Genomic DNA, 21,668 nt, shown 5'->3' on the forward strand with positions numbered 1-21,668 from the left:
AGGCTGACCGGTCCAGGAGGTGTACCGACCATGGCGGACGGACAGCACGAACAGCAGCAGTGGCGGACCGAGCACGACTCGATGGGCGAGGTCCGCGTCCCGGCGGCGGCCAAGTGGCAGGCGCAGACCCAGCGCGCGGTGGAGAACTTCCCGGTCTCCGGGCAGCGCCTGGAGCGCGCCCACATCGCGGCGCTGGCCCGGATCAAGGCGGCGGCGGCCAGCGTGAACGCCGGGCTCGGCGTGCTCGACGCGGAGACCGCGGCGGCGATCGGGTCCGCGGCCGAGGAGGTCGCCGAGGGGCGCTGGGACGACGAGTTCCCGGTGGACGTGTTCCAGACCGGCTCCGGCACCTCCTCCAACATGAACGCCAACGAGGTGATCGCCACCCTGGCCGCCGAGCGCCTGGGCCGCCCGGTCCACCCCAACGACCAGGTCAACGCCTCGCAGTCCTCGAACGACGTCTTCCCGTCCTCGATCCACATCGCCGCGACGGGCGCCGTCCTGCACGAGCTGGTCCCGGCCCTGGAGCACCTGGCGCGGGCGCTGGAGGCCAAGTCCGCGGAGCACGCCGAGACGGTGAAGTCCGGCCGCACCCACCTGATGGACGCCACGCCGGTGACGCTCGGCCAGGAGTTCGGCGGCTACGCGGCCCAGGTCAGGTACGGCGTCGAGCGGCTGCGCGCGACGCTCCCCCGGGTCGCCGAACTCCCGCTCGGCGGCACGGCGGTGGGCACCGGCATCAACACCCCGCCGGGCTTCTCGGCCGCCGTCATCGCCGAGGTGGCCCGCGCCACCGGCCTGCCGCTGACCGAGGCCCGCAACCACTTCGAGGCGCAGGGCGCCCGGGACGGCCTGGTCGAGCTCAGCGGCCAGCTCCGCACGATCGCCGCGGGCTTCACCAAGATCGCCAACGACCTGCGCTGGATGGGCTCCGGCCCGCGCACCGGCCTGGCCGAGATCAACCTGCCCGACCTCCAGCCCGGCTCCTCGATCATGCCGGGCAAGGTCAACCCGGTCCTGCCCGAGGTGGTGCTGATGGTCGCCGCCCAGGTGATCGGCAACGACACCACCGTCACGGTGGCCGGTGCGAGCGGGAACTTCGAGCTCAACGTGATGCTCCCGGTGATCGCCCGGAACGTGCTGGAGTCGATCCGCCTGCTCGCCGCCTCGGCCCGCCTGCTGGCGGACCGGGCGGTGGACGGCCTCACCGCGAACGCCGACCGGGCCCGCGAGTACGCCGAGTCCTCCCCGTCCGTGGTCACCCCGCTCAACCGGTACCTCGGCTACGAGGAGGCCGCGAAGGTCGCCAAGCAGTCGCTGGCCGAGCGCCGGACCATTCGCGAGGTGGTCCTCGACCGGGGCTACGTGGAGCGCGGCCTGCTCACCGAGGCGCAGCTCGACGAGGCGCTCGACGTGCTGCGGATGACCCGCCCGCAGGACGCCGGCTGACCCGTCCGCGGGACGCCGGACAACCCGCCCGCACCGCCGACCGGCCGCCCGCACCGGCGCCCTCTCCGGCATTCTTTCGGGCCCGCGGGGGTAGGAGGCGCGCGGAAGGGACGGTGAGCAACATGGACAGTCGACTCTGGGTGATCCTCGGCGGCCTCTCGGTCCTGGCCGCCACGGCGGTGTCGGCGATGGTCGGGCAGTAGGCGGCGCGCCGCCCGGGTTCCACGGCGCGGAGAACACGACACGGAAGAGCGGTCCCGCCTCCTCCCGGAGCCGGGGCCGCTCCGCGTTCCCGTCCCGGCACCGGGTGCGGGGGGACTCCCGCACCCGTCGGCCGGGCGGCCGGTGGTCCGGGCTACCTGCCGCGGCGGGCCGCCATGCCCGCGGTGACCAGGCCGACCGCGGCCAGGGCCAGACAGGTCATGACGCCGCCGGTGATCACGTTGGTCAGGATGGTGCGGCGGACGTGCGCTCCGCCGTTGACCGCCCAGGGGGCGATGACCGTCCAGGCGCCGATCGCCACGCACGCCCAGGCCCGGGCGTGGGTGCGGCCGAAGGCGGAGCCGTAGCCGGCCATCAGGACGGCGTAGGCGATGCCGAGCACCAGGTTGCTGACGGCCAGCCCGGTGAAGCCGGAGAAGCCGACCACCCAGGGGGAGATCGCCAGGAACAGGCCGGCGCAGACGGCGAGTGCTTCCGTCCCCTGCCCGGCGGTGGTGGATGTGACGCGCTCCGCGTGTTCACGCAGGGCCAGGATGTCCGGATGGTGTTCCATGCCCGAGGGCGCATGGGTCGACACCTGGACCACCTCCTCGTAGTCAGGACATGCGAGCCAATGGGTCGCTACCCGCCCTGGGCGATAAATAACGCTACCCACCGGTTTGTCCTTATTTTTCCCTTATCCGCGTACCGTGGGAGGGGAAGGGGTGGCGCCATGCACTTCACCGATCGGACCGACGCCGGACGCCGGCTCGCCGCGGCCCTCGACCCGGAGCGCGTCCCCGGCCTGTACGTCCCCGACCCGCACGTCCCCGGCCTGCGCGACGCCGTCGTGGTCGCGCTGCCGCGCGGCGGCGTGCCGGTGGCCGCCGAGGTCGCCGCCGCGCTCGGCGCGGAGCTGGACGTGTGCGTGGTGCGCAAGGTCGGGGTGCCCGGGCAGCCGGAGCTGGCGATGGGCGCGGTGGGCGAGGACGGCGCCCGGGTGGTGAACCAGGAGGTGGTGGACGCGGCGGGCGTCCGGCCGGCGGAGTTCGCGGCGGCGGAGGCCCGGGAGCGGGCCGAACTGGCCCGGCGCGCGGCGCTCTACCGGGGCGGGCGGGCGCCGGTGCCGCTGGCGGGGCGGACGGTGCTGGTGGTGGACGACGGGGTGGCGACCGGCTCGTCCGCGCTGGCGGCCTGCCGGATCGTCCGGGCGCGCGGCGCCGCGCGGGTGGTGCTGGCGGTGCCGGTCGCCCCGCCGGACTGGGCGCGGCGGCTCGGTGACGCGGCCGACGGCTACCTGGCCGTGCACACCCCGGCGGACTTCCGGGCCGTGGGCGAGCACTACCGGGACTTCCGGCAGACCACCGACGCCGAGGTGCTGGCCGCGCTCGCCCCGGCCCCCGCGTCCGCGCCCGTCGTGTACGCGCTCCGGCTCGGCACCGGCCCGGCCGTCCTCGCGGTGCCCGAACGCCCCCGCGGCGTCGTGCTGTTCGCGCACGGCAGCGGCTCGGGCCGGGACAGCCCGCGCAACCGCGCGGTCGCCGCCCGGCTGCACCGGGAGCGGTTGGCGACCGTGCTGTTCGACCTGCTGGCGCCCGGCGAGGCGGACGAGCGCTGGAAGGTGTTCGACCCGGGCCTGCTGGGCGGACGGCTGACCGGGGCGACCCGGGAGGCGCTGCGGCACCCGGCGCTGGCGGGCCTGCCGTACGGCTGGTTCGGGGCGAGCACCGGCGCGGCGGCGGCCCTGTGGGCGGCGGCCGGGCCGGACGGCGGCGGGCCGGACGGCGGGCCGTACGCGATCGTGGCGCGCGGCGGCCGGCCGGACCTGGCGGCGGCGCGGCTGCCGCTGGTGACGGTGCCGACGCTGCTGATCGTGGGCGGGGCGGACCAGGAGGTGGTGGAGTGGAACCGGCAGGCCCGTTCCGAACTGGGCGGCGAGGGCGCCCTCCAGGTCGTCCCGGGCGCCGGGCACCTGTTCGAGGAGCCGGGCGCGCTGGACGCGGTCGCCGGGCTGGCGGCCGACTGGTTCGTCCGCCGGCTGCCCGCCGGACCGGAGCGCGGGCGGGACGGCGGGCGGGACGGCGGGCGGGACGGCGACCTGGGAGGCGACCGGGGAGGCGAACCGGCCGGTGACTGAGCAATCCGTACAGCCCGCACCCCGACCGGCTGCTCACCTTGTACACATTGAGCAGCCGGATTCGGACCTGTTGCCCACCTCACCGAGCAGGAGCAAGCTCTGCGCAACCGACCTCGACGTGGAGGAATGCCCCATGACCGCCGACGCCGCTGTTGAACTGACCCCCGAGGAGCTCCAGGCCGGTCTGACGGCCGAGCAGTTGCGCACCCTGGTGGGCCTGGTGGAGTACGACGCCTCGACCGACCCGTTCCCGGTGACCGCCCAGGACGCGGTCGTCTTCGTGGTGGGCAACGCGACCCAGACGGCGCAGTTCTACCAGGCCGTGTTCGGCATGGAGCTGGTCGCCTATTCGGGCCCGGAGACCGGCCGCCGCGACCGCAAGTCCTTCGTGCTGCGCTCGGGCTCCTGCCGCTTCGTGATCGAGGGCGGGGTGACGCCGGACAGCCCGCTGCTGGACCACCACCGCCGGCACGGCGACGGCGTGGTCGACCTGGCCATGGAGGTCCCGGACGTGGACCGGTGCATCGCGCACGCCCGCGCCCAGGGCGCCACGATCCTGGAGGAGCCGAACGACGTCTCGGACGAGCACGGCACGGTGCGCCGGGGCGCGATCGCCGCGTACGGCGAGACCCGGCACACCCTGGTCGACCGCTCCCGCTACACCGGCCCGTACCTGCCGGGCTACGTGGCGCGCGCGTCGACGGTGGTCCGGCCCGAGGGCGCGCCGAAGCGGCTGTTCCAGGCGCTGGACCACGCGGTGGGCAACGTCGAGCTGGGCCGGATGGACGAGTGGGTGTCGTTCTACAACCGGGTGATGGGCTTCGTGAACATGGCGGAGTTCGTCGGCGACGACATCGCCACCGAGTACTCGGCGCTGATGTCGAAGGTGGTGGCGAGCGGCAACCACCGGGTGAAGTTCCCGCTGAACGAGCCGGCCGTCGCGAAGAAGAAGTCGCAGATCGACGAGTACCTGGAGTTCTACACCGGCCCGGGCTGCCAGCACATGGCGCTGGCCACCAACGACATCCTCACCACGGTGGACGTGCTGCGCTCGCGCGGCGTGGAGTTCCTGTCCACCCCGGACTCGTACTACGAGGACCCGGAGCTGCGCGAGCGGATCGGCCACGTCCGCGTCCCGATCGAGGAACTGCAGTCGCGCGGCATCCTGGTGGACCGCGACGAGGACGGCTACCTGCTGCAGATCTTCACCAAGCCGATCGGCGACCGGCCGACCGTCTTCTACGAGTTCATCGAGCGGCACGGTTCGCTGGGCTTCGGCAAGGGCAACTTCAAGGCGCTCTTCGAGGCCATCGAGCGCGAGCAGGACCGGCGCGGCAACCTCTGACGGGCAGTCACCCAGGCGACAGGGAGAAGCGGGACGATGGCGTACTACCGGCAGCTGGGCTCGGTGCCGCCCAAGCGGCACACCCAGCACCGCACCCCCGAGGGGGGCCTGTACTACGAGGAGCTGATGGGCGAGGAGGGCTTCTCCTCGGACTCCTCGCTGCTGTACCACCGGTCCATCCCCTCGGCGGTGACGGCCGCCTCGGTGTGGGAGCTGCCGGACCAGTCGACCACCGCCAACCTCCCGCTGCTCCCCCGCCACCTGAAACTGCACGGGCTGTTCCCGGGCGAGGAGTGGAGGTCGGCGGACGCCGTCACCGGCCGCCGGCTCGTCCTCGGCAACGCGGACGTGCGGATCTCCTACGTCGCGGCGGGCGCCCCCAGCGAGCTGTACCGCAACGGGCTGGGCGACGAGTGCGTGTACCTGGAGTCCGGGACGGCCGTGCTGGAGACGGTGTTCGGCGCGCTGGAGGTGGGGCCGGGCGACTACGTGCTGATTCCCCGGGCCACCACCCACCGCTGGGTGCCGACCGGGGACGGGCCGCTGCGCGCGTACTGCATCGAGGCCAACAGCCACATCGCCCCGGCCCGCCGCTACCTGTCGAAGTTCGGCCAGCTGCTGGAGCACGCGCCGTTCTGCGAACGGGACCTGCGCGGCCCCGCGGGCCCGCTGCTGGTCGAGGGCGGCGGCGAGGTGGACGTGCTGGTCAAGCACCGCGGGCCGGGCGGCGTGGCCGGGACGCGCTATACGGTGCCGCACCACCCGTTCGACGTGGTGGGCTGGGACGGCTGCCTGTACCCGTACGCGTTCAACATCGCGGACTACGAGCCGATCACCGGGCGGGTGCACCAGCCGCCGCCGGCCCACCAGGTGTTCGAGGGCACCAACTTCGTGATCTGCAACTTCGTGCCGCGCAAGGTGGACTACCACCCGCTGTCGATCCCGGTGCCGTACTACCACGCGAACGTGGACAGCGACGAGGTGATGTTCTACTGCGGCGGGAACTACGAGGCCCGCAAGGGCTCCGGCATCGGGCAGGGGTCGATCTCGCTGCACCCGGGCGGCCACACCCACGGCCCGCAGCCGGGCGCGTACGAGCGCTCGATCGGCGTGGAGTTCTTCGACGAGCTGGCGGTGATGGTGGACACCTTCCGCCCGCTGGAGCTCGGCGAGGCCGCCACCGCCAGCGAGGACCCGGACTACGCGTGGACCTGGGCGAGGCGATGAACGTACCCGAGCTGTACCGCGGGCTGTTCGACGACGCCGCGGTCTTCCCGCCCGGCGACCTGCCGCTGGCCGAGGCCGTCCCCGCGCACCGGGCGCACCGCGCCGCCCGGTACGCCGACGCGGTCGGCCCGCTGCTCGCGCCGGTCGACCGGCTGGCCGAACTGCGCGCGCTGGAGCCGGAGTTCGCCGTCGGCCTGGTGGTCGGCCCGGGCCGGCTGGCGGAGGCGCTGAAGGCCGCCGACGGCCTGCCGGTCACCGCCGTCGAGTACGCGGCGGGCCCGGACGTCCGGGCCGCGGTGGCCGAGCTGGACGCGCTGCTGCCCGAGGGCGTCGGGGCGGCCGTCGAGCTGCCCCGCTCGGCGCGGATCGAGGACGGCCTGGACGCCCTGGCCGGCACCCGCTACCGGGCCAAGTACCGCACCGGCGGCCTGGCGCACGCGGCCTTCCCGTCGGTGGCCGAACTGGCCGGCTTCCTGCGGGGCTGCGCGGAGCGCGCGCTGCCGTACAAGTGCACGGCGGGGCTGCACCACGCGGTGCGGTACACCGACCCGGGCACCGGTTACGAGCACCACGGCTTCCTCAACCTGCTGCTGGCGGCCGGGAGTCCGAGCCGGGAGCAGGCCGTCGCCCTGCTCGCCGAGCGGGACGGGGCCCGACTGGCCACCGCCGTCGAGTCGCTGACGGAGCGTCAGGTGTCCGGAATCCGCGCCTCGTTCACCTCGTTCGGCACCTGTAGCATCGCCGAGCCGCTGGAAGACCTCGCCCGACTCGGCCTCCTGGAGACCCCTTGACCACCGCCACCTGGCTCGACCTGCCCACCGACTCCCCGTTCGGCGTCCACAACCTCCCCTACGGCGTGTTCACCGCCGCCGACCGGCCCGGCCGGCGGCGGATCGGCGTGCGGATCGGGGAGCTGGTGCTGGACGCCGGGGCGGCCGCCCGGGCGGTCGGCCCGTCCTCGGCGCTGCTGGAGGCGGAGAACCTCAACCCGCTGATGGCGTCCGGCCGTCCGACCTGGCGGGCGGTGCGCGCCGCGCTCACCTCCTGGCTGACCGACCCGGCCCACCGGGCGGCCGTCGAGCCCTGCCTGCTGCCGCTGGCGGAGGTCGAGCTGCACCTGCCGTTCGAGGTCGCCGACTACGTCGACTTCTACGCCTCCGAGCACCACGCCACCAACCTGGGCAGGCTCTTCCGGCCCGGCCAGGAGCCGCTCACCCCGAACTGGAAGCACCTGCCGATCGGCTACCACGGCCGGGCCGGCACCGTGGTGGTCTCCGGCACCCCGGTGGTCCGCCCGCACGGCCAGCGCAAGGCCCCCGCCGACGCCGCGCCGAGCTTCGGCCCGTCCCGCCGCCTGGACATCGAGGCCGAGGTCGCGTTCGTGGTCGGCACGCCCAGCTCGATGGGCCACCCGGTGGCGCTGGCGGACTTCGCCGAGCACGTCTTCGGCGTCTGCCTGCTCAATGACTGGTCGGCGCGCGACATCCAGGCCTGGGAGTACGTCCCGCTCGGCCCGTTCCTCGGCAAGTCCTTCGCCACCTCGCTCTCCCCCTGGGTGGTGCCGCTGGACGCGCTGGAGCACGCCCGGGTGGAGCCGCCGGCCCGCGACGTGGCGCCGCTGCCCTACCTGGACGACCGCGGGGCCGAGCCCTGGGGCCTGGACCTGGCGCTGGAGGTCGCGCTGAACGGGCACCCCGTCTCCCGGCCCCCGTTCGCCACCATGTACTGGACCGCCGCCCAGCAGCTCGCCCACCTGACCGCCAACGGCGCGAGCCTGCGCACCGGCGACCTCTACGCCTCCGGCACGGTCTCCGGGCCCGAGCCGGACACCCGGGGCGCGCTGATCGAGCTGACCTGGAACGGCGAGCAGCCGCTCGAACTCCCCGACGGCACCGGCCGGACCTTCCTGGAGGACGGCGACGAGGTGTCCGTCACCGCGACCGCCCCCGGGCCGGGGGGCCTGCGGGTCGGGTTCGGCGAGGTCACCGGGACGATCACCGGGACGGCCACCGGCTGATCCGCCGGGAGGACGATCGGCCGGCCTGACAGCGGACCGGTCCTCCGGCGTGCTGCGGACCCGTCAACGGCGCGTCCGCAGCACGCCGCCGAACGGGTGAGATTCCGGGGCCGCACACCGCTCCACCGCTAGAAGTTGACCCGACATTCCAGCGACCTCCCCCGAGCCGGGCCGCCCACGCCCGGCGCCGAAGGGGCGGGCCGCGACCGTTCGCGGACAACTCTCTTCCCCGGAGGAACCCCCGATGATGAAGCTGCGCACCCTGGTCTGCGGAGCCGCGCTCGCCGCCGCCAACCTGCTGCTGCCCGTCCCCCAGGCCCAGGCCCTGCCCCTGGCCCCGCACCCCGTGGCGCTCTGCGCCTTCTCCCCGCGCCCGCTGGCCCCCGCCGCCGCCCCGGTCCTGCTCGCCACCCCGCTGCACCCCTGCTGAGGGCCCCTGACGGGGCTGCCGACCGCCGCTCCCGGACGCCCGGTACGGTGCGACGGAGGATCTTCGTACTTTCCGGACGGACGGGAGCGGTGACGGTGCACCCCCAGGACACCCAGGACATCCAGGACACCCAGCGGGACGTGCTGGTCGAGCGGACCGGCCCGCTCGGCCGGATCACCCTCAACCGGCCGCGCGCCCTCAACTCCCTCACCCACGCCATGCTGGAGACCGTCCGGGCCGCCCTGGACGCCTGGGCCTGCGACGAGGCCGTGACGGCCGTGCTGCTCACCGGCGCGGGCGAGCGCGGCCTGTGCGCGGGCGCCGACATCCGGGCGATCCACGACGACGCCAAGCGCGGCGGCGCCGGCGGCCGGGCCTTCTTCCGGGTCGAGTACCCGCTCAACGAGCTGATCTCCCGCTACCCCAAGCCGTACGTCGCGCTGATGGACGGCATCACCATGGGCGGCGGCGTCGGCCTGTCCGGGCACGCGGGCGTCCGGGTGGTCACCGAGCGCTCGGCCGTCGCCATGCCGGAGACCCGGATCGGCCTGGTCCCGGACGTCGGCGGCAGCCGCCTGCTGGCCCTGGCCCCCGGCGAGCTGGGCACCCACGTCGCGCTCACCGCCGCCACCATGACCGCCGGCGACGCCCTGCACTGCGGCTTCGCCGACCACTTCCTGCCCTCCGCCGCGCTGCCCGCCCTCGCCGACCGGCTCGCCGCCGGGGACGACCCCGCCAAGGCCGTCGCCGAACTCGCCGCGCCCGCCCCGCACTCGGCGCTCGCCGAGCAGCACGGCTGGATCGACCACTGCTACGCCGCCGACAGCGTCGAGGAGATCCTGGACCGGCTGCGCGCCACCGGCCTGCCCGCCGCCCTGGACGCCGTCGAGCAGCTGCGCGCCAAGTCCCCGACCATGCTCAAGGTGACCCTGGCCGCGCTGCGCCGGGCCCGCGCGCTGCCCTCGCTGGCCGCCGTCCTGGACCAGGAGTACCGGGTCTCCTGCGCCGCGCTGGCCCACCACGACCTGGTCGAGGGCATCCGCGCCCAGGTCGTCGACAAGGACCGCGACCCGCGCTGGTCCCCCGCCGCCCTGGCCGGGGTCTCCGCCGCCGACGTCGCCCGCTTCTTCGAGCCGCCCGCCGACGGCGACCTGGGCCTGGTCCGGTGACGCCGGGGTGACCATCGTCTCGCCTGTCGAGACTGGCATCCGGCCCGGCGTTCGGAGATCGTGTCCAGCGGCAGAGTTTCCGGCGGAGTTCCCGCTCGACGTGGAGAGGAAGAACCGGCGATGACCGAGTACGAGACGATCCTGGTGGACCGCGAGGGCCGGGTCGGCATCATCACCCTCAACCGGCCCGAGGCGCTCAACGCGCTCAGCACCGAGCTGATGAACGAGGTGGTGGCGGCCGCCCGGTCCTTCGACCGCGACCCGGAGATCGGCGCGCTGGTGATCACCGGCTCCGCCAAGGCGTTCGCCGCGGGCGCCGACATCAAGGAGATGCAGGACAACCGCTTCCCCGAGGTCTACCTCGACGACTGGCTCGGCCCCTGGGACGAGCTGGGCCGGCTGCGCAAGCCGGTGGTCGCCGCGGTCGCGGGCTACGCGCTGGGCGGCGGCTGCGAGTTGGCGATGCTCTGCGACGTGCTGATCGCCGCCGACACCGCGAAGTTCGGCCAGCCCGAGATCACCCTCGGCGTCATCCCCGGCATCGGCGGCTCGCAGCGGCTGACCCGGGCCGTCGGCAAGGCCAAGGCCATGGACCTGTGCCTGACCGGCCGGACGATGGGCGCCGAGGAGGCCGAACGGGCCGGCCTGGTCTCCCGGATCGTCCCCGCCGAGCAGCTGCTCACCGAGGCGGTCGCCGTCGCCGGGACCATCGCCGCGATGTCGCTGCCCGCCGCCGTGATGATGAAGGAGTCCGTCAACCGCGCCTTCGAGACCACCCTCGCCGAGGGCGTCCGCTTCGAACGGCGGCTGTTCCACGCCGCCTTCGCCACCGCGGACCAGAAGGAGGGCATGGCGGCCTTCGCCGAGAAGCGCCCGGCCTCCTTCACCAACCGGTAGGCCCGCCCGGGCGGGCCGGGCGGGCCGGGCGGGCACGGCTCCCCCGCCCGCCCTGCCGCCGCGTCACCGGTCCGCGGAAGCAGGGGGTCGCGGTGCCGGTGTCCCCTCGTCGGCGCCGCCGCGGCCCCCGTTCCGCCGTCGGACGGACCGTCGCCGTGCACACCGTCACTGGATGACGCGCGCGAGTCCGGCCCGGGTGGCGGCGACCACCACGCGGTCGCCGGGGGCGAGCCGGCGGGAGCGGTCGGCGAAGTTCCACTGGTAGTCGTGGGGGCGGCGGTGCAGCCGGACGGCGAGCACCCGGACGCCGCCGGGGCCCTCCAGGTCGCCGGTGTTGCGGCCGTCGAGCGCGGAGCCCGCCTCGACCGCGAGTTCGGCGATCAGCAGGACGTGGCGGAAGACCGAGAGGGTGCCGAGCACCTCGCGTCCCATCAGGGCGGCGGCGAAGGCGGGCGCGGCCAGGTAGGAGACCGAGCGGGAGGCGACGTTGCCCAGGGTGGCGTACACGTGGTGGGCGAAGTCGTCGTCGAACAGCCGTACCACGATCCGGACGTCGGGCCGGACCGCGCGGGCCTCCAGGGCGGCTTCCAGGTTGGCGGCGTCGTCGGAGGTGACGGCGACCACGGCGCGGGCGTGCTTGACCCGGGCCTGCTTGAGCTGGGCCTCCAGCGGGCCCTCGCCGATCAGCACCGGGATGCCCAGGGCGCGGGCGGCGGCGATGCCGCGGGCCTGCGGGTCGCGCTCCAGGCAGACCACGGGCAGGCCGGTGCCGTGCACCAGGGTGGCGACCCGGGTGCCGACGTTGCCGAGGCCGACCACGATGACGTGGTCGCGGGTGCGGGCCCCGGGCGGGCGGGGCAGGCCGCGGCGTCCGCTGGCCAGCGCCTCGACCACGATGGCGGTGGCGACCGGGACGAAGGTGATGCCGCAGAAGGTGATCAGCACCTGGGCGGCCCGGGCCCAGGAGTCGCCGAGCACCTGCGCGCCGGGGACGTCGGGCTGGACGGCGCCGGCCGCGTCGAGCAGCGTGAAGTACACCGTCCAGCCGAGGCCGCCGGGGTGGGTGGTGTGGGTGGCCAGCACCAGGCCGCCGACCACGATCGCCGCGAACGCGGTGATCAGGATCATCCGCAGCCGGGTGTTGGTGAAGTACTTGAGGCTGTCGAGCAGCCACCACTTGAGCCGCTTGCGCAGCGGCGGGCGCAGCGGCGGTTCGGTGTCCAGGCGTTGCAGGGCGGCCAGGCCGCCGGGTTCGCGGGCGGGTGCCGGGTCGGGGCGGCCGACCGGGCCCAGCACCTCGCCGCCGCCGAGGAGTTCGGCGATCCGGATGAAGTCGGCGGCCCGGCCGCCGGTCTCGGGCAGCAGCCGGAGCCGGCCGAGGTCCTGGCGGTCGATCCGGTCGGCGACCAGGCAGAGCTGGTCGGACCGGATGTCGGCGTCGTAGGCGACGTACAGCTGCCGTCCGCCGACCTCGACGGTGTGCGGGTGGCCGAGGGCGCCGTTGGCGAAGGCGGGCGCGGCGGTGGCGGAGCCGGAGAGCGCGGCGCAGTTGGGCAGCAGCTTCTCCAGGTGCTCGCCCAGGCGCTGGTTGAAGATCCGCAGCACGATCCGGACGCCGGGGTTGCGGTTCTCGGCGGCCAGCGCGGCGTGGATGTTCTCCTGGTCGGTGCCGTCCATCAGCGCGATGCCGCGGGCCTGCTCGACCCGGGCCGCGGCGAGCGCCTCGCCGGTGACGGTGGAGCGCTCCAGCACGGCCGTGACGCCGGGTATCCGGGCGATCGCGGGCGCGTGCTCGCGGGACCGGTCGGGGACCACGGCGACCACCGGGACCTCGTACTGCTCGGTGAGCTCCAGGATCAGCCGGTGCGCGAGCGAGTTGCCGCCGCACACGATGTAGTGCCCGTCCGGGTCGGCCGCCGCGTCCGGCTCCGTCGCGTCCGTCCCCGTACCCGTACCCGTGCTCGTCCCCGTACCCGTGCTCGTGCCCGCGTCCGGCTCCGTCCCGCCCGGCTCCGTCCCGCCCGGCTCGGCCCCGTCCTCCGGGCTCCCCCGCCCCTGGTCCGTCATACCGTCAGATGGTAGACGGCCCGTCAGGGCGGGTGGGTGAACGGACGGTAGCGGATCCGGGTGCGGACGGGGCGGCCCGTTCGTCCGTCCGGCGCATCCCGCCGCGCCCCGGGGGTGGCGGGGCGCGGAGGCTGGGGGTGTCATGCCCGTTTCCGTCCCGCCCTTCGGAGGAGCCATGAGTGCCCCGTACCGGATCGACTCCCGCGACGACCTGCCCGGGCCGTTCCAGCAGCTGGCCCGGCTGGCCTGGCAGGCGGTGCTGGCGGGCGGGCTGATCTCGCTGGCGCTGGGGGTGGTGGTGCTGGCGTGGCCGAAGCAGACGCTGTGGGTGGTCGGCGTGCTGTTCGGCCTGTACCTGCTGGTGATCGGCGTCGTGCAGCTGGTCGGCGCGTTCGGCACGCACGCGTCGACGGCGCTGCGGGTGCTGGCGTTCATCAGCGGCGCGATCTGCGTGCTGCTGGGCCTGCTGTGCTTCCGTTCGGCGGCCCAGTCGGTGCTGCTGCTGGCGCTGTGGATCGGCATCGGCTGGCTGTTCCGCGGCATCACGCACCTGGCGGCGGTGGCCTCGGACCCGGTGATGCCGGCCCGCGGCTGGCAGGGCTTCGTCGGCGGCCTGAGCGTGCTGGCGGGCGTCGTGCTGATGGTCTGGCCCGCCCACTCGATCACCGCGCTGGCGATCCTGGCGGCCTGCGGCCTGGTGGTGATCGGCGTCACCGAGATCGTCGCGGCGCTGCGCATCCGCAGCGGTGCCAAGCAGTACCCGCGCGAGCTCTGACGCCGCGTCGCACCCCGGAGGGGCCCGTCCGCAGCGGTGCGGGCGGGCCCCTCCGGTGCGGCTACCGCTCGCGCTCCGACCGGCGGGCCTCCCGGACCTCCCGGTCGACGGCCCAGGCGTCGGCGACCGGACCGAGGTGGCCGAGCTTGTCCGGGTTGATGACCGAGCGGACGGTCTGGATCCGTCCGTCGAGCACGTCCAGGACGAGGGTGTGCAGGATCCGGCCGTCACGGTCGCGGAACAGCGCGCCGGGCTGCCCGTTGACCTGCCGCGGTTCGCAGCCGATGCCGGTGCGGAGCATCAGCGGGTGGACGGCCGCGAGCAGCCGGGCCACGTTCTCGGCCCCGGCGACGGCCCGGGCCAGCTGCGGGGCCTTGCCGCCGCCGTCCCCGACCAGTTGGACGTCGGCGGCGAGCAGGTTCTGCAGACCGTCGACGTCGCCCCGGGAGAGCGCCTCGAAGAAGCGCTCCGCGAGTTCCCGCTGTTCCCGGCGGTCGGCCTCGAACCGGGGCCGGCCGTCGTCCATGTGGCGGCGGGCCCGGACGAGCAGCTGCCGGCAGGCCGCCTCCGAGCGTCCGACGGCCGCGGCGACCTCGTCGAAGCCGAACGCGAAGACCTCCCGCAGCACGAACACCGACCGCTCCAGCGGGCTGAGCCGTTCCAGGAGCAGCAGCGCCGCCATCGACACCGAGTCGGCCAGCTCGGCCGCGCGGGCCGGGTCCTGGTACGGGTCGTCGAGCAGCGGTTCGGGCAGCCAGGGCCCGACGTAGGCCTCGCGCCGGACCCGGGCCGAGCGCAGCACGTCGATGGCGATCCTGGTCACGGTGGTCGACAGGTACGCCTTGGCCGACGCGGGCCGGGTGGGCGTGGCCGCGTAGCGCAGCCAGCCCTCCTGCACCGCGTCCTCGGCCTCGGCCACGCTGCCCAGGATCCGGTAGGCGATCGAGAAGAGCAGCGGCCGCAGCTCCTCGAACTCCTCGACCTTGTCCATCTCGGAACTCCCTTCCCTCGTCCGGCGGTTCGGCGTGCTCAGTGGAACGAGCCCGCGACGTAGTCGCCGGCGGGCTGCCGGGTGATGGCGTTCAACCGGTTCACCATGTTCATGAACGAGACCAGCATGACGAGGGCGGTGAGCTGCTCCCGGTCGTAGTGCCGGGCGGCGGCCTCCCACACCCGGTCGTCGACCCCGGCCGCACCGTCCGCGATCCGGGTGCCCCGCTCGGCGAGTTCGAGGGCGACGCGCTCGGCTTCGGTGAAGACGGTGGCCTCGCGCCAGGCGGCGACCAGGTTGAGCCGCTGCTGGGTCTCCCCGGCGTGCGCGGCCTCCTTGGTGTGCATGTCGATGCAGACCGCGCAGCCGTTGAGCTGGCTGATCCGCAGGGCGACCAGTTCCTGGGTGGCCGCGGGCAGCGGCAGGGCCTTCAGCTCCCGGCCGGCCGTCATGACGTGCTTGAGGACCCTGCCCGCGGCCGGGTCGGCGAAGTAGTCCAGTCGTGCGTCCATCGTGTGCTCCTCCGTGCTCGGTTGCTGCCTCCACCCCTCAGGACGAGGCGGCTCCCGGGCCTGTGACACGACGCGGTGTGACGCACGTCTCCCCGCCGTCCGGCCCTGTCGTGTCACGGAACCGGCCGCGGATCGCTCTCAGTACCGGAAAGTGTCCACCGGTTCTGGAGAGATCACTGGCATGGAGATCCTGCGGTACGTCCTCCTCGTCTTCCACCTGTTCGGCTTCGCCGCGATCCTGGGCGGGCTGTTCTACCAACTGCGCGGGAAGGACCCGGTGACGGGCGGGTACATGGTGTCCAGCGCGGTGGTGCAGCTGGTCACCGGCGCCGGGCTGGTCTGGACCCGGCACGCCCTGGACCTGCCGGTGCTGTACCCGAAGATCGGCGTGAAGCTCGGCCTGGACGTCCTGGTGGCGGTGGTCGCGCTGGTGGGCCTGCGCAACCGGCGGCCGTGGGCGTTCTACGCGGTGGGGACGTTCACCGCGGCCGCCGTCGTGGTGTCCGTCGCCTGGACGTAGACCCGGCCCCGGACGCGGACGCGGACCCGGACGCGGACGCGGGCCCGGCCAAGGATGCGGGCCCGGACGCGGACGCGCCCGCCCCGGCGTGCTGCGGGGCGGGCGCGCGGCGGGTCACCTCCCGGCGGCGGCGGGCCGCTCGGGGGCGAGCGAGTTGCCGGCCGGGATGCGCCCGCAGTCGGACGGGGCGGCCTTCCCGGCGAACCGGTCGTTCAGGTAGAGCACGGCGGTGGGCGCCCACGGGACGGCCGCGCCGAGGTGGCTGAGCAGGTCGTACTGCTGGTACTTGATGCTGCCGTTGCCGGTGGCGCAGTACTGCCGGGCCAGCGCCCGGACGTCGCCGGCCACCATCACGCCGTCGCCGGTGCCGATGCCGGGGACGTTGCTGAAGGTGCCCTCCAGGACGCCGCCGTTGCCCTGGGCGATGTAGCCGGGGACGGTGGGGGTGGCGGCCGAGCCGAGGTTGACCTTGTTGACGGCCTCCAGGAACTCGGGGATCGAGTTCGGGTCGGCGTAGGCGGACTTGGCGAGCTTCTGCCAGGTCAGGCCGGGGTACTGGCCGAGCGCGTTGGCGATCGAGGCGTCCTGCGTCTTCGCGAACACCTGCTTGCCGTAGTCGCTCAGGTAGGGCTGGAGGTCGAAGCCGTAGGCGCGGGCCACGCCGGTGACCGCCATCGGGATGACGCCGGGCCACACCACGCCCCCGGCCACGTACTTGAGGTTGTGCGCGGGGTCGACCAGCAGGCCGCCCTCGGCGAAGCCGACCAGGTGGCGGTTGACGTCGGGGGCGTAGCCGGGGGCGAGGGCGGCGGCCCAGTTGGTGGCGATCGCGCCGCCGGAGTAGCCGAGCATGCCGAACCGGGTGTTCGCGTTCATCCCGGTGGCGGACGAGGCGGAGGCGGCCCGGATCGAGTCCAGCGTGGTGGTGCCGTACTCGGGCCCGGCGGCGAAGTCCGCGGTCTGGCCCTCGGTGTCGGGGATCACCACGTCGTAGCCCTGGAGCACGAACGGGACGACGAACAGCGACTCGGCGTTGGCGATCGCGCCGCCCAGGCTGACGTCGCCCGCGACCGCCCGGGACGGGGCGTGCTCGGGGTTCAGCGAGTCGTAGAAGGACTGGTAGGAGACCGCCTTGGAGCCGTCGCTGCCCAGCCCGCGCACCACGGTGGTGACGCCCGCGCTGGGGCGGCCCTGCGCGTCGGTGGTGCGGAACAGCAGTTGGACGGCCCGCACGGGGGTGGGCAGACCGAGCAGGTGGTACGAGAGGGTGCGGGTCTTGAGCACGGTGCCGGGCGCGATCGAGGACAGCGGGGCGCTGCCGTCGTAGCGGTAGAACGGGTCGGCCGCGGTGGTGGCGGTCGCCGCGGCGGCGGTGGCGACGGGGGCTGCGGTGGCGACCGCGGCGGCGGCGAGGGCGGCGGCGATCGACCGGGCGGCTCGGTTCATGGCGGTTCCCGTTTCTGGGTGGGGGTGGGGGCGCGCGACCTGAACAACGGTGGGGGCTCGCGGGAGTTACCTACGGGTAGGTAACCTCCGGGAAACCATGATGACCGCGCCGCCCGGCCCCGTCGCCGGGCCGCCGCACAGAGATTCGCGAGGTGGATTGTGACCGCGCCCAACGCCCGACCCGCCGCCGGACTCACCACCACCGCCCTCACCACCGCCCTCGCCGCCGCCGGACTCACCGCCGAACCCACCGCCGCCGGAACCGCGAACGGGGGCGCGGACGGGGGCGCGACCGGAGCTGCGACCGGAGCCGTGACCGCCGCCGGGCCCGGGCCCGCGCCGGTGTCCGCCGCCGAAGCCGCCGGGCCCGCCCCCGGACCCGTCCCCGAACCCGCCGTCGACGGCCCCCGGTTCGGCGGCCGGCCGGTCCACCTGCGGCTGCTCGCGCTGGCCCCCGCGCTGGCCGGCGAGGTGATGGCCCGGCTGCTGGACCGGCTCCCGGCCTACCACGCGCTGCCGCCCGAGCAGTTGCGCGGCGAGGTGGCCCGTCAGGTCGAGCGCGGCATCCGGGCGTTCGTCGAGGTGATGCGCACCGGCGAGCTGCCGGGCGAGGCCGAGCTGGCCCGGATCCGGGAGTCCTCGGCCCGGCGCGCCGACGAGGGGGTGCCGCTGGAGTCCGTGGTCGGCGCCTACCACCTGGGCGCCCAGCTCTGCGCGGCCCGGGTGCTGGCCGAGGCCGCCCCCGCCGACCTGCCCGACGTCGTCACCGCCCAGGACCGGCTGCTCGGCTACCTGCGGGTGGTCAGCTGCGCGGTCGCCGCCGGGTACGTGCAGGAGCGGCAGGCCGCGCTCGGCGACGAGCAGGTCTCCCGGCAGGCGCTGCTCTCCCGGCTGCTGGAGGGCGGCGACCCGCGCGCCGCCGCCGACCGGGCCGGCATCCGGCTGCCCGCCCGCTACCTGGTGCTCTCGCTGGCCGTCGGCCCGCACCCCGACGAGTCCCGCCCCGGCGTCAACCGCTCGGTCGCCGCCCGGCGCAAACTCCGGCGACTGCGCGCCGAGTTGGAGCGCCGCACGGACGGGGTGCCGCTGGCCGCGCTGGCCGCCGACGGCGGCCCGGTGCTGCTGCCGGACGACTCCCCCGAACCGGCCCCCGACCGCGCCGCGCTCACCGACCTGGTCGACCGCCTCGCCCGGGCCTGCGGCGCCGACCTGACGGCCGGGGCCGCCCGCGCCGTCCCCGGGGAGGTCGCCGACGCCGCCCGGCTGGCCGCCGGGGTCCGCCGGGTCGCCGAGGCCACCGGCCGCGGCCCCGGACTGCACCTGCTGGACGACGTCCTGGTCGAGTACCAGCTCAGCCGCCCAGGACCGGCCCGCGACGCGCTAGCCGCGCTGCTCGCCCCGCTGGTCGGACGGCCCGAACTGCTGGCCACCCTGCGGGCGTTCCTCGCCTGCGGCCTCGACCGCCGGCGCACCGCCACCCACCTCCAGGTGCACCCCAACACCGTCGACTACCGGCTGCGCCGCACCGCCGACCTCACCGGCCTGGACGCCGTCCGCGGCCCCGACCTGCTCACCCTGCGCGCCGCGCTCGCCGCGCACGACACGGCGACGGCGCTGCCCTGACGGGCGTCCGACCCGGCGCCGGCGGGCGGTGCCCGCCGCATCCGCGGCACCACCGCTGACGCGTTCCCGCCCCGTCCGCGACCCCGCGCCGTCCGCGATCCCGCGCCGTCCGCGATCCGGTCCCGGGCGTGGGTGGGCCCGTCGCGCCACCGGGTCCGGGGGAAAGCCCGGTGGCGCGACGGGGGTTCAGGCGGCCTCGCCGCGCAGCAGCGGGAGGCCGCTGCGGGCGGTGCCGAGCGCGGCGGCCGGGCCGTGGCCGGGGAGCAGCACCGTGCTGTCGTCCAGCGGGCCGCAGACGCGGCGCAGCGAGGACTCCAGCCGGGTGCGGCTGCCGCCGGGGAGGCCGGAGTCGCCGAGGCGGTCGGCGAGCAGGGTGTCGCCGGTGAACAGGAGGGCGGGGTCGCCGTCCCGGACCGGGTCGACCCGGAACATCGTGGAGCCCTCGGTGTGCCCCGGGCTGTGGTGGGCCCGGACCCGCAGTCCGGCCAGTTCCAGGTCGGCGGAGCCCTCCAGGAGGGTCAGCCGTTCCGGTTCGCTCTCCGGGTAGCCCGCGAGCAGGCGGCCGGGGAAGGTCGGGGGCAGCGGCGCGGCCGGGTCGGCCAGCATGAAGCGGTCGGCGGCGTGCAGCACGGCCGGCGCGCCGGTCCGCGCGCCCAGCTCCCGGGCGCACCAGCTGTGGTCCATGTGCCCGTGGGTGAGCAGCAGCGCCGCCGGCTCCAGCCGGTGCTCGGCGAACAGCCGCAGCAGCGGGTCGGTGGCGGCCTGCCCGGGGTCGACCACCAGGCAGGGCCCGCCCGGCTCGGCGGCCAGCACGTAGCAGTTGGTGCCGAAGCCGCCGGCCGGGAAGGAGAACAGGAGCATCCGGATCAGCCGTTCACCCGCAGCACCAGCTTGCCGGTGGAGGAGCGGTCGGTGAGGGTGCGGTGGGCCTCGGCGGCGTCGGCGAGGGCGAACTCGGTGAAGTCCACCCGGACGTCACCGGCGGCGACCAGCTCGGCGGCCCGCTCCAGGTGCCCGCGCACCAGCTCGGGGGCGCGGTGCGCCAGGTCGCCGATGTTGTAGCCGACCAGGGCCCGGGAGCCGAACCACAGGTGGTCGGGCTGGACCGGCGCGTCCTGCTGGGCGGCGTCGCCGAAGATCAGCTGGCGGCCCAGCGGGGCCAGCAGCCCGGCCGCTGCGGCGCGCTGCTCGCCGCCGACCGAGTCGAGGACCACGTCGACGCCGCGGCCGTCGGTGCGGTCCGCGACCAGCTCGGCCAGCGCCTCGTAGGGGACGACCTCGTCGTAGCCGAAGTCGGCGGCGTACTTGGCCTTGGTGACGGTGCTCGCGGCGCCGAGCACCAGGGAGGCGCCGGCCCGGCGGGCGATCTGCGCGGCGGCGGTGCCGACCCCGCCGGCCGCGGCCAGCACCAGGACGCTCTCGCCGGGGAGCAGCCGGGCGGCGGACTCCAGCAGGCCCAGGGCGACCGGCACGTTGCAGGGGAAGGCGGCGGCGAGGGCCGGGTCGGCGATCGCCCGCGGGCCCTCCAGGACGACCGTCAGGTCGGCGCGGGCCAGCACGACCTCGGCGTAGCCGCCGCCGTCCAGGGTGAGCGCGGCGACCCGCTGCCCGGGGCGCAGCCCGGTGACGCCCTCGCCGACGGCCCGCACCGTGCCGGTCGCCTCCAGGCCGGGGACGTGCGGGAGGCCGACCTGGATCTGGCCGCGGCGGAACATCACCTCGGCGAAGTTCACCCCGGCGTGGGTGACGTCGACGGAGATCTGGCCCGGGCCGGGCTCGGGCACGGGCAGTTCGGCCTCGGTGAGGACGTCGGGGTCGCCGTAGCGGTCGAAGAGGACAGCACGCATGGGGTCTGCTCCTGGGGAGAGGTGGGACGGGGTGGGGTGGGGCGGACGAAGCCGGGTCAGTAGCGGGGCGCGGCCGGGGCGGGCAGGGTGTCCAGCTCGGCCAGGACGGCGGCGTCCAGGGCGAGTTCGGCCGCGGCGGCGTTCTGCTCCAGGTAGCGCGCGGTCTTGGTGCCGGGGATCGGCACGACGTGCCCGCCCTGGGCGAGCAGCCAGGCCAGCGCGACCTGGGCCGGGGCGGTCCCCAGGCGGGCGGCGACGCCCTCGATCCGCTCCACCAGCGCCTGGTTGGCGTCGATCTCGGTGGGCTGGAAGCGCGGGCTGCCGTGCCGCCAGTCGCCGGCCGGGAGGTCGGCGGAGCTGCGGATCGCGCCGGTCAGGAAGCCGCGGCCGAGCGGCGAGAAGGGCAGCAGGGTGATGCCGTGCGCGGCGGTGTGGGCCAGCACCCCGTTCTCCAGGACGTCCCGGGACCAGAGCGAGAACTCGGACTGCACGGAGGCCACCGGGTGGATGGCGGCGGCCCGTTCGATCTCCGCGACGCTCACCTCGGAGAGGCCGATGGCGCGGGCCTTGCCCGCCTTCACGGCCTCGGCCATCGCGCCCCAGGACTCCTCCAGCGGGACGGCCGGGTCGACCCGGTGCAGCTGGTAGAGGTCGACGTGGTCGGTGCCCAGGCGCAGCAGCGAGGCGTCGATGGAGGCCCGGATGTGCTCGGGGCGGCCGTTGCGGTGCATGGTGCGGCTGCCGTCGACGACCAGGCCGACCTTGGTGGCGAGCACCGCGTCCGCGCGCCGCCCGGCCAGCGCGCGGCCGACCAGGTACTCGTTGGTGAACGGGCCGTAGGCGTCGGCGGTGTCGATGAGGTTGACGCCGAGGTCCAGGGCGCGGTGGACGACGGCGATCGAGGCGGCGTCGTCCCGGCCGGGCTCGTCGTACGCCCAGGACATGCCCATGCAGCCGAGGCCGATCCGGCCGATCGCGGGTCCGGTGGTACCGAGGGTGGTGGTGTGCATCGCGG

20 protein-coding genes are annotated in these 21,668 nt (G+C 75.2%); 12 read left to right on the plus strand and 8 right to left on the minus strand.

Annotated elements, in window-relative coordinates; genetic code table 11:
- The first annotated feature begins 30 nt into the window (after positions 1 to 30).
- Entirely contained in the window at positions 31 to 1,449 is a 1,419-nt protein-coding gene (locus K353_RS14130; RefSeq protein WP_111553947.1) for an aspartate ammonia-lyase, read from the plus strand.
- Positions 1,450 to 1,804: 355 nt separating this feature from the next.
- On the opposite strand, the gene K353_RS14135 is transcribed toward K353_RS14130, so the two are convergent.
- Positions 1,805 to 2,248: an SPW repeat protein gene (locus K353_RS14135; protein ID WP_111553948.1), complete on the minus strand. Its 444-nt coding sequence runs from the start codon at positions 2,246 to 2,248 to the stop codon at positions 1,805 to 1,807.
- A gap of 135 nt (positions 2,249 to 2,383) precedes the next feature.
- Here K353_RS14135 and K353_RS14140 point away from each other — a divergent pair, with 135 nt between their 5' ends.
- The 8 genes from K353_RS14140 (at position 2,384) to K353_RS14175 (ending at position 10,872) form a co-directional block, all read left to right on the plus strand.
- Positions 2,384 to 3,787, plus strand: a complete 1,404-nt coding sequence (locus K353_RS14140) for a phosphoribosyltransferase family protein (RefSeq protein ID WP_111553949.1) — start codon at positions 2,384 to 2,386, stop codon at positions 3,785 to 3,787.
- A 133-nt stretch (positions 3,788 to 3,920) separates the two neighbouring features.
- The gene (gene hppD, locus K353_RS14145) at positions 3,921 to 5,132 is read left to right on the plus strand and encodes a 4-hydroxyphenylpyruvate dioxygenase (protein ID WP_111553950.1); all 1,212 of its coding nucleotides are present in this window, start codon (positions 3,921 to 3,923) and stop codon (positions 5,130 to 5,132) included.
- 36 nt (positions 5,133 to 5,168) lie between these two features.
- Complete coding sequence (locus K353_RS14150; protein WP_111553951.1) at positions 5,169 to 6,359, plus strand: homogentisate 1,2-dioxygenase; 1,191 nt, start codon at positions 5,169 to 5,171, stop codon at positions 6,357 to 6,359.
- The gene (locus K353_RS14155; protein ID WP_233533576.1) at positions 6,338 to 7,150 is read left to right on the plus strand and encodes a hypothetical protein; all 813 of its coding nucleotides are present in this window, start codon (positions 6,338 to 6,340) and stop codon (positions 7,148 to 7,150) included. Before K353_RS14150 ends, K353_RS14155 begins: the two co-directional genes overlap by 22 nt.
- Positions 7,147 to 8,376 carry a fumarylacetoacetase gene (gene fahA / locus K353_RS14160; RefSeq protein WP_111553952.1) on the plus strand — a complete coding sequence of 410 codons (1,230 nt, stop codon included), beginning with the start codon at positions 7,147 to 7,149 and terminating at the stop codon, positions 8,374 to 8,376. Before K353_RS14155 ends, fahA begins: the two co-directional genes overlap by 4 nt.
- 244 nt (positions 8,377 to 8,620) lie before the next feature.
- On the plus strand, positions 8,621 to 8,806 hold the full coding sequence (locus K353_RS14165) for a hypothetical protein (RefSeq protein ID WP_100839678.1): 186 nt from the start codon (positions 8,621 to 8,623) through the stop codon (positions 8,804 to 8,806).
- Positions 8,807 to 8,901: 95 nt separating this feature from the next.
- Entirely contained in the window at positions 8,902 to 9,975 is a 1,074-nt protein-coding gene (locus K353_RS14170; RefSeq protein ID WP_370447602.1) for an enoyl-CoA hydratase/isomerase family protein, read from the plus strand.
- A 120-nt stretch (positions 9,976 to 10,095) separates the two neighbouring features.
- The gene (locus tag K353_RS14175) at positions 10,096 to 10,872 is read left to right on the plus strand and encodes an enoyl-CoA hydratase (protein WP_111553953.1); all 777 of its coding nucleotides are present in this window, start codon (positions 10,096 to 10,098) and stop codon (positions 10,870 to 10,872) included.
- Positions 10,873 to 11,037: 165 nt separating this feature from the next.
- Here K353_RS14175 and K353_RS14180 read toward each other — a convergent pair whose 3' ends face one another.
- Positions 11,038 to 12,939, minus strand: coding sequence for an NAD(P)-binding protein (locus K353_RS14180; protein ID WP_111553954.1), 1,902 nt, complete (start codon positions 12,937 to 12,939; stop codon positions 11,038 to 11,040).
- 175 nt (positions 12,940 to 13,114) lie between these two features.
- On the opposite strand from K353_RS14180, the gene K353_RS14185 reads away from it, so the two are divergent.
- Complete coding sequence (locus tag K353_RS14185) at positions 13,115 to 13,714, plus strand: HdeD family acid-resistance protein (RefSeq protein WP_233533577.1); 600 nt, start codon at positions 13,115 to 13,117, stop codon at positions 13,712 to 13,714.
- A 61-nt stretch (positions 13,715 to 13,775) separates the two neighbouring features.
- Here K353_RS14185 and K353_RS14190 read toward each other — a convergent pair whose 3' ends face one another.
- Both K353_RS14190 and K353_RS14195 read right to left on the minus strand, forming a co-directional pair.
- Entirely contained in the window at positions 13,776 to 14,705 is a 930-nt protein-coding gene (locus K353_RS14190; RefSeq protein ID WP_111553956.1) for an RNA polymerase sigma-70 factor, read from the minus strand.
- A gap of 38 nt (positions 14,706 to 14,743) precedes the next feature.
- The gene (locus tag K353_RS14195) at positions 14,744 to 15,217 is read right to left on the minus strand and encodes a carboxymuconolactone decarboxylase family protein (protein WP_111553957.1); all 474 of its coding nucleotides are present in this window, start codon (positions 15,215 to 15,217) and stop codon (positions 14,744 to 14,746) included.
- A 181-nt stretch (positions 15,218 to 15,398) separates the two neighbouring features.
- Here K353_RS14195 and K353_RS14200 point away from each other — a divergent pair, with 181 nt between their 5' ends.
- Positions 15,399 to 15,737 (plus strand): hypothetical protein, encoded by a 339-nt coding sequence (locus K353_RS14200; RefSeq protein ID WP_111553958.1) that lies wholly within the window; start codon positions 15,399 to 15,401, stop codon positions 15,735 to 15,737.
- A gap of 114 nt (positions 15,738 to 15,851) precedes the next feature.
- On the opposite strand, the gene K353_RS14210 is transcribed toward K353_RS14200, so the two are convergent.
- Positions 15,852 to 17,183, minus strand: coding sequence for a lipase family protein (locus K353_RS14210; RefSeq protein ID WP_111553959.1), 1,332 nt, complete (start codon positions 17,181 to 17,183; stop codon positions 15,852 to 15,854).
- Positions 17,184 to 17,342: 159 nt separating this feature from the next.
- Here K353_RS14210 and K353_RS36535 point away from each other — a divergent pair, with 159 nt between their 5' ends.
- Positions 17,343 to 18,806 carry a CdaR family transcriptional regulator gene (locus K353_RS36535; RefSeq protein ID WP_255410728.1) on the plus strand — a complete coding sequence of 488 codons (1,464 nt, stop codon included), beginning with the start codon at positions 17,343 to 17,345 and terminating at the stop codon, positions 18,804 to 18,806.
- Positions 18,807 to 18,992: 186 nt separating this feature from the next.
- Here K353_RS36535 and K353_RS14225 read toward each other — a convergent pair whose 3' ends face one another.
- Genes K353_RS14225 through K353_RS14235 form a run of 3 tightly spaced genes read right to left on the minus strand, consistent with a single transcriptional unit; the run spans position 18,993 to position 21,663 of the window.
- Positions 18,993 to 19,667 carry an MBL fold metallo-hydrolase gene (locus tag K353_RS14225; protein WP_111553960.1) on the minus strand — a complete coding sequence of 225 codons (675 nt, stop codon included), beginning with the start codon at positions 19,665 to 19,667 and terminating at the stop codon, positions 18,993 to 18,995.
- Between the two features lie 5 nt (positions 19,668 to 19,672).
- Positions 19,673 to 20,653: a zinc-binding dehydrogenase gene (locus K353_RS14230; RefSeq protein WP_111553961.1), complete on the minus strand. Its 981-nt coding sequence runs from the start codon at positions 20,651 to 20,653 to the stop codon at positions 19,673 to 19,675.
- 56 nt (positions 20,654 to 20,709) lie between these two features.
- Positions 20,710 to 21,663 (minus strand): aldo/keto reductase, encoded by a 954-nt coding sequence (locus tag K353_RS14235; RefSeq protein WP_111553962.1) that lies wholly within the window; start codon positions 21,661 to 21,663, stop codon positions 20,710 to 20,712.
- Positions 21,664 to 21,668 lie beyond the last annotated feature (5 nt).

This window comes from Kitasatospora sp. SolWspMP-SS2h, from assembly GCF_003259315.1.
In the GTDB taxonomy this organism is placed as follows: Bacteria; Actinomycetota; Actinomycetes; order Streptomycetales; family Streptomycetaceae; genus Kitasatospora; species Kitasatospora fiedleri.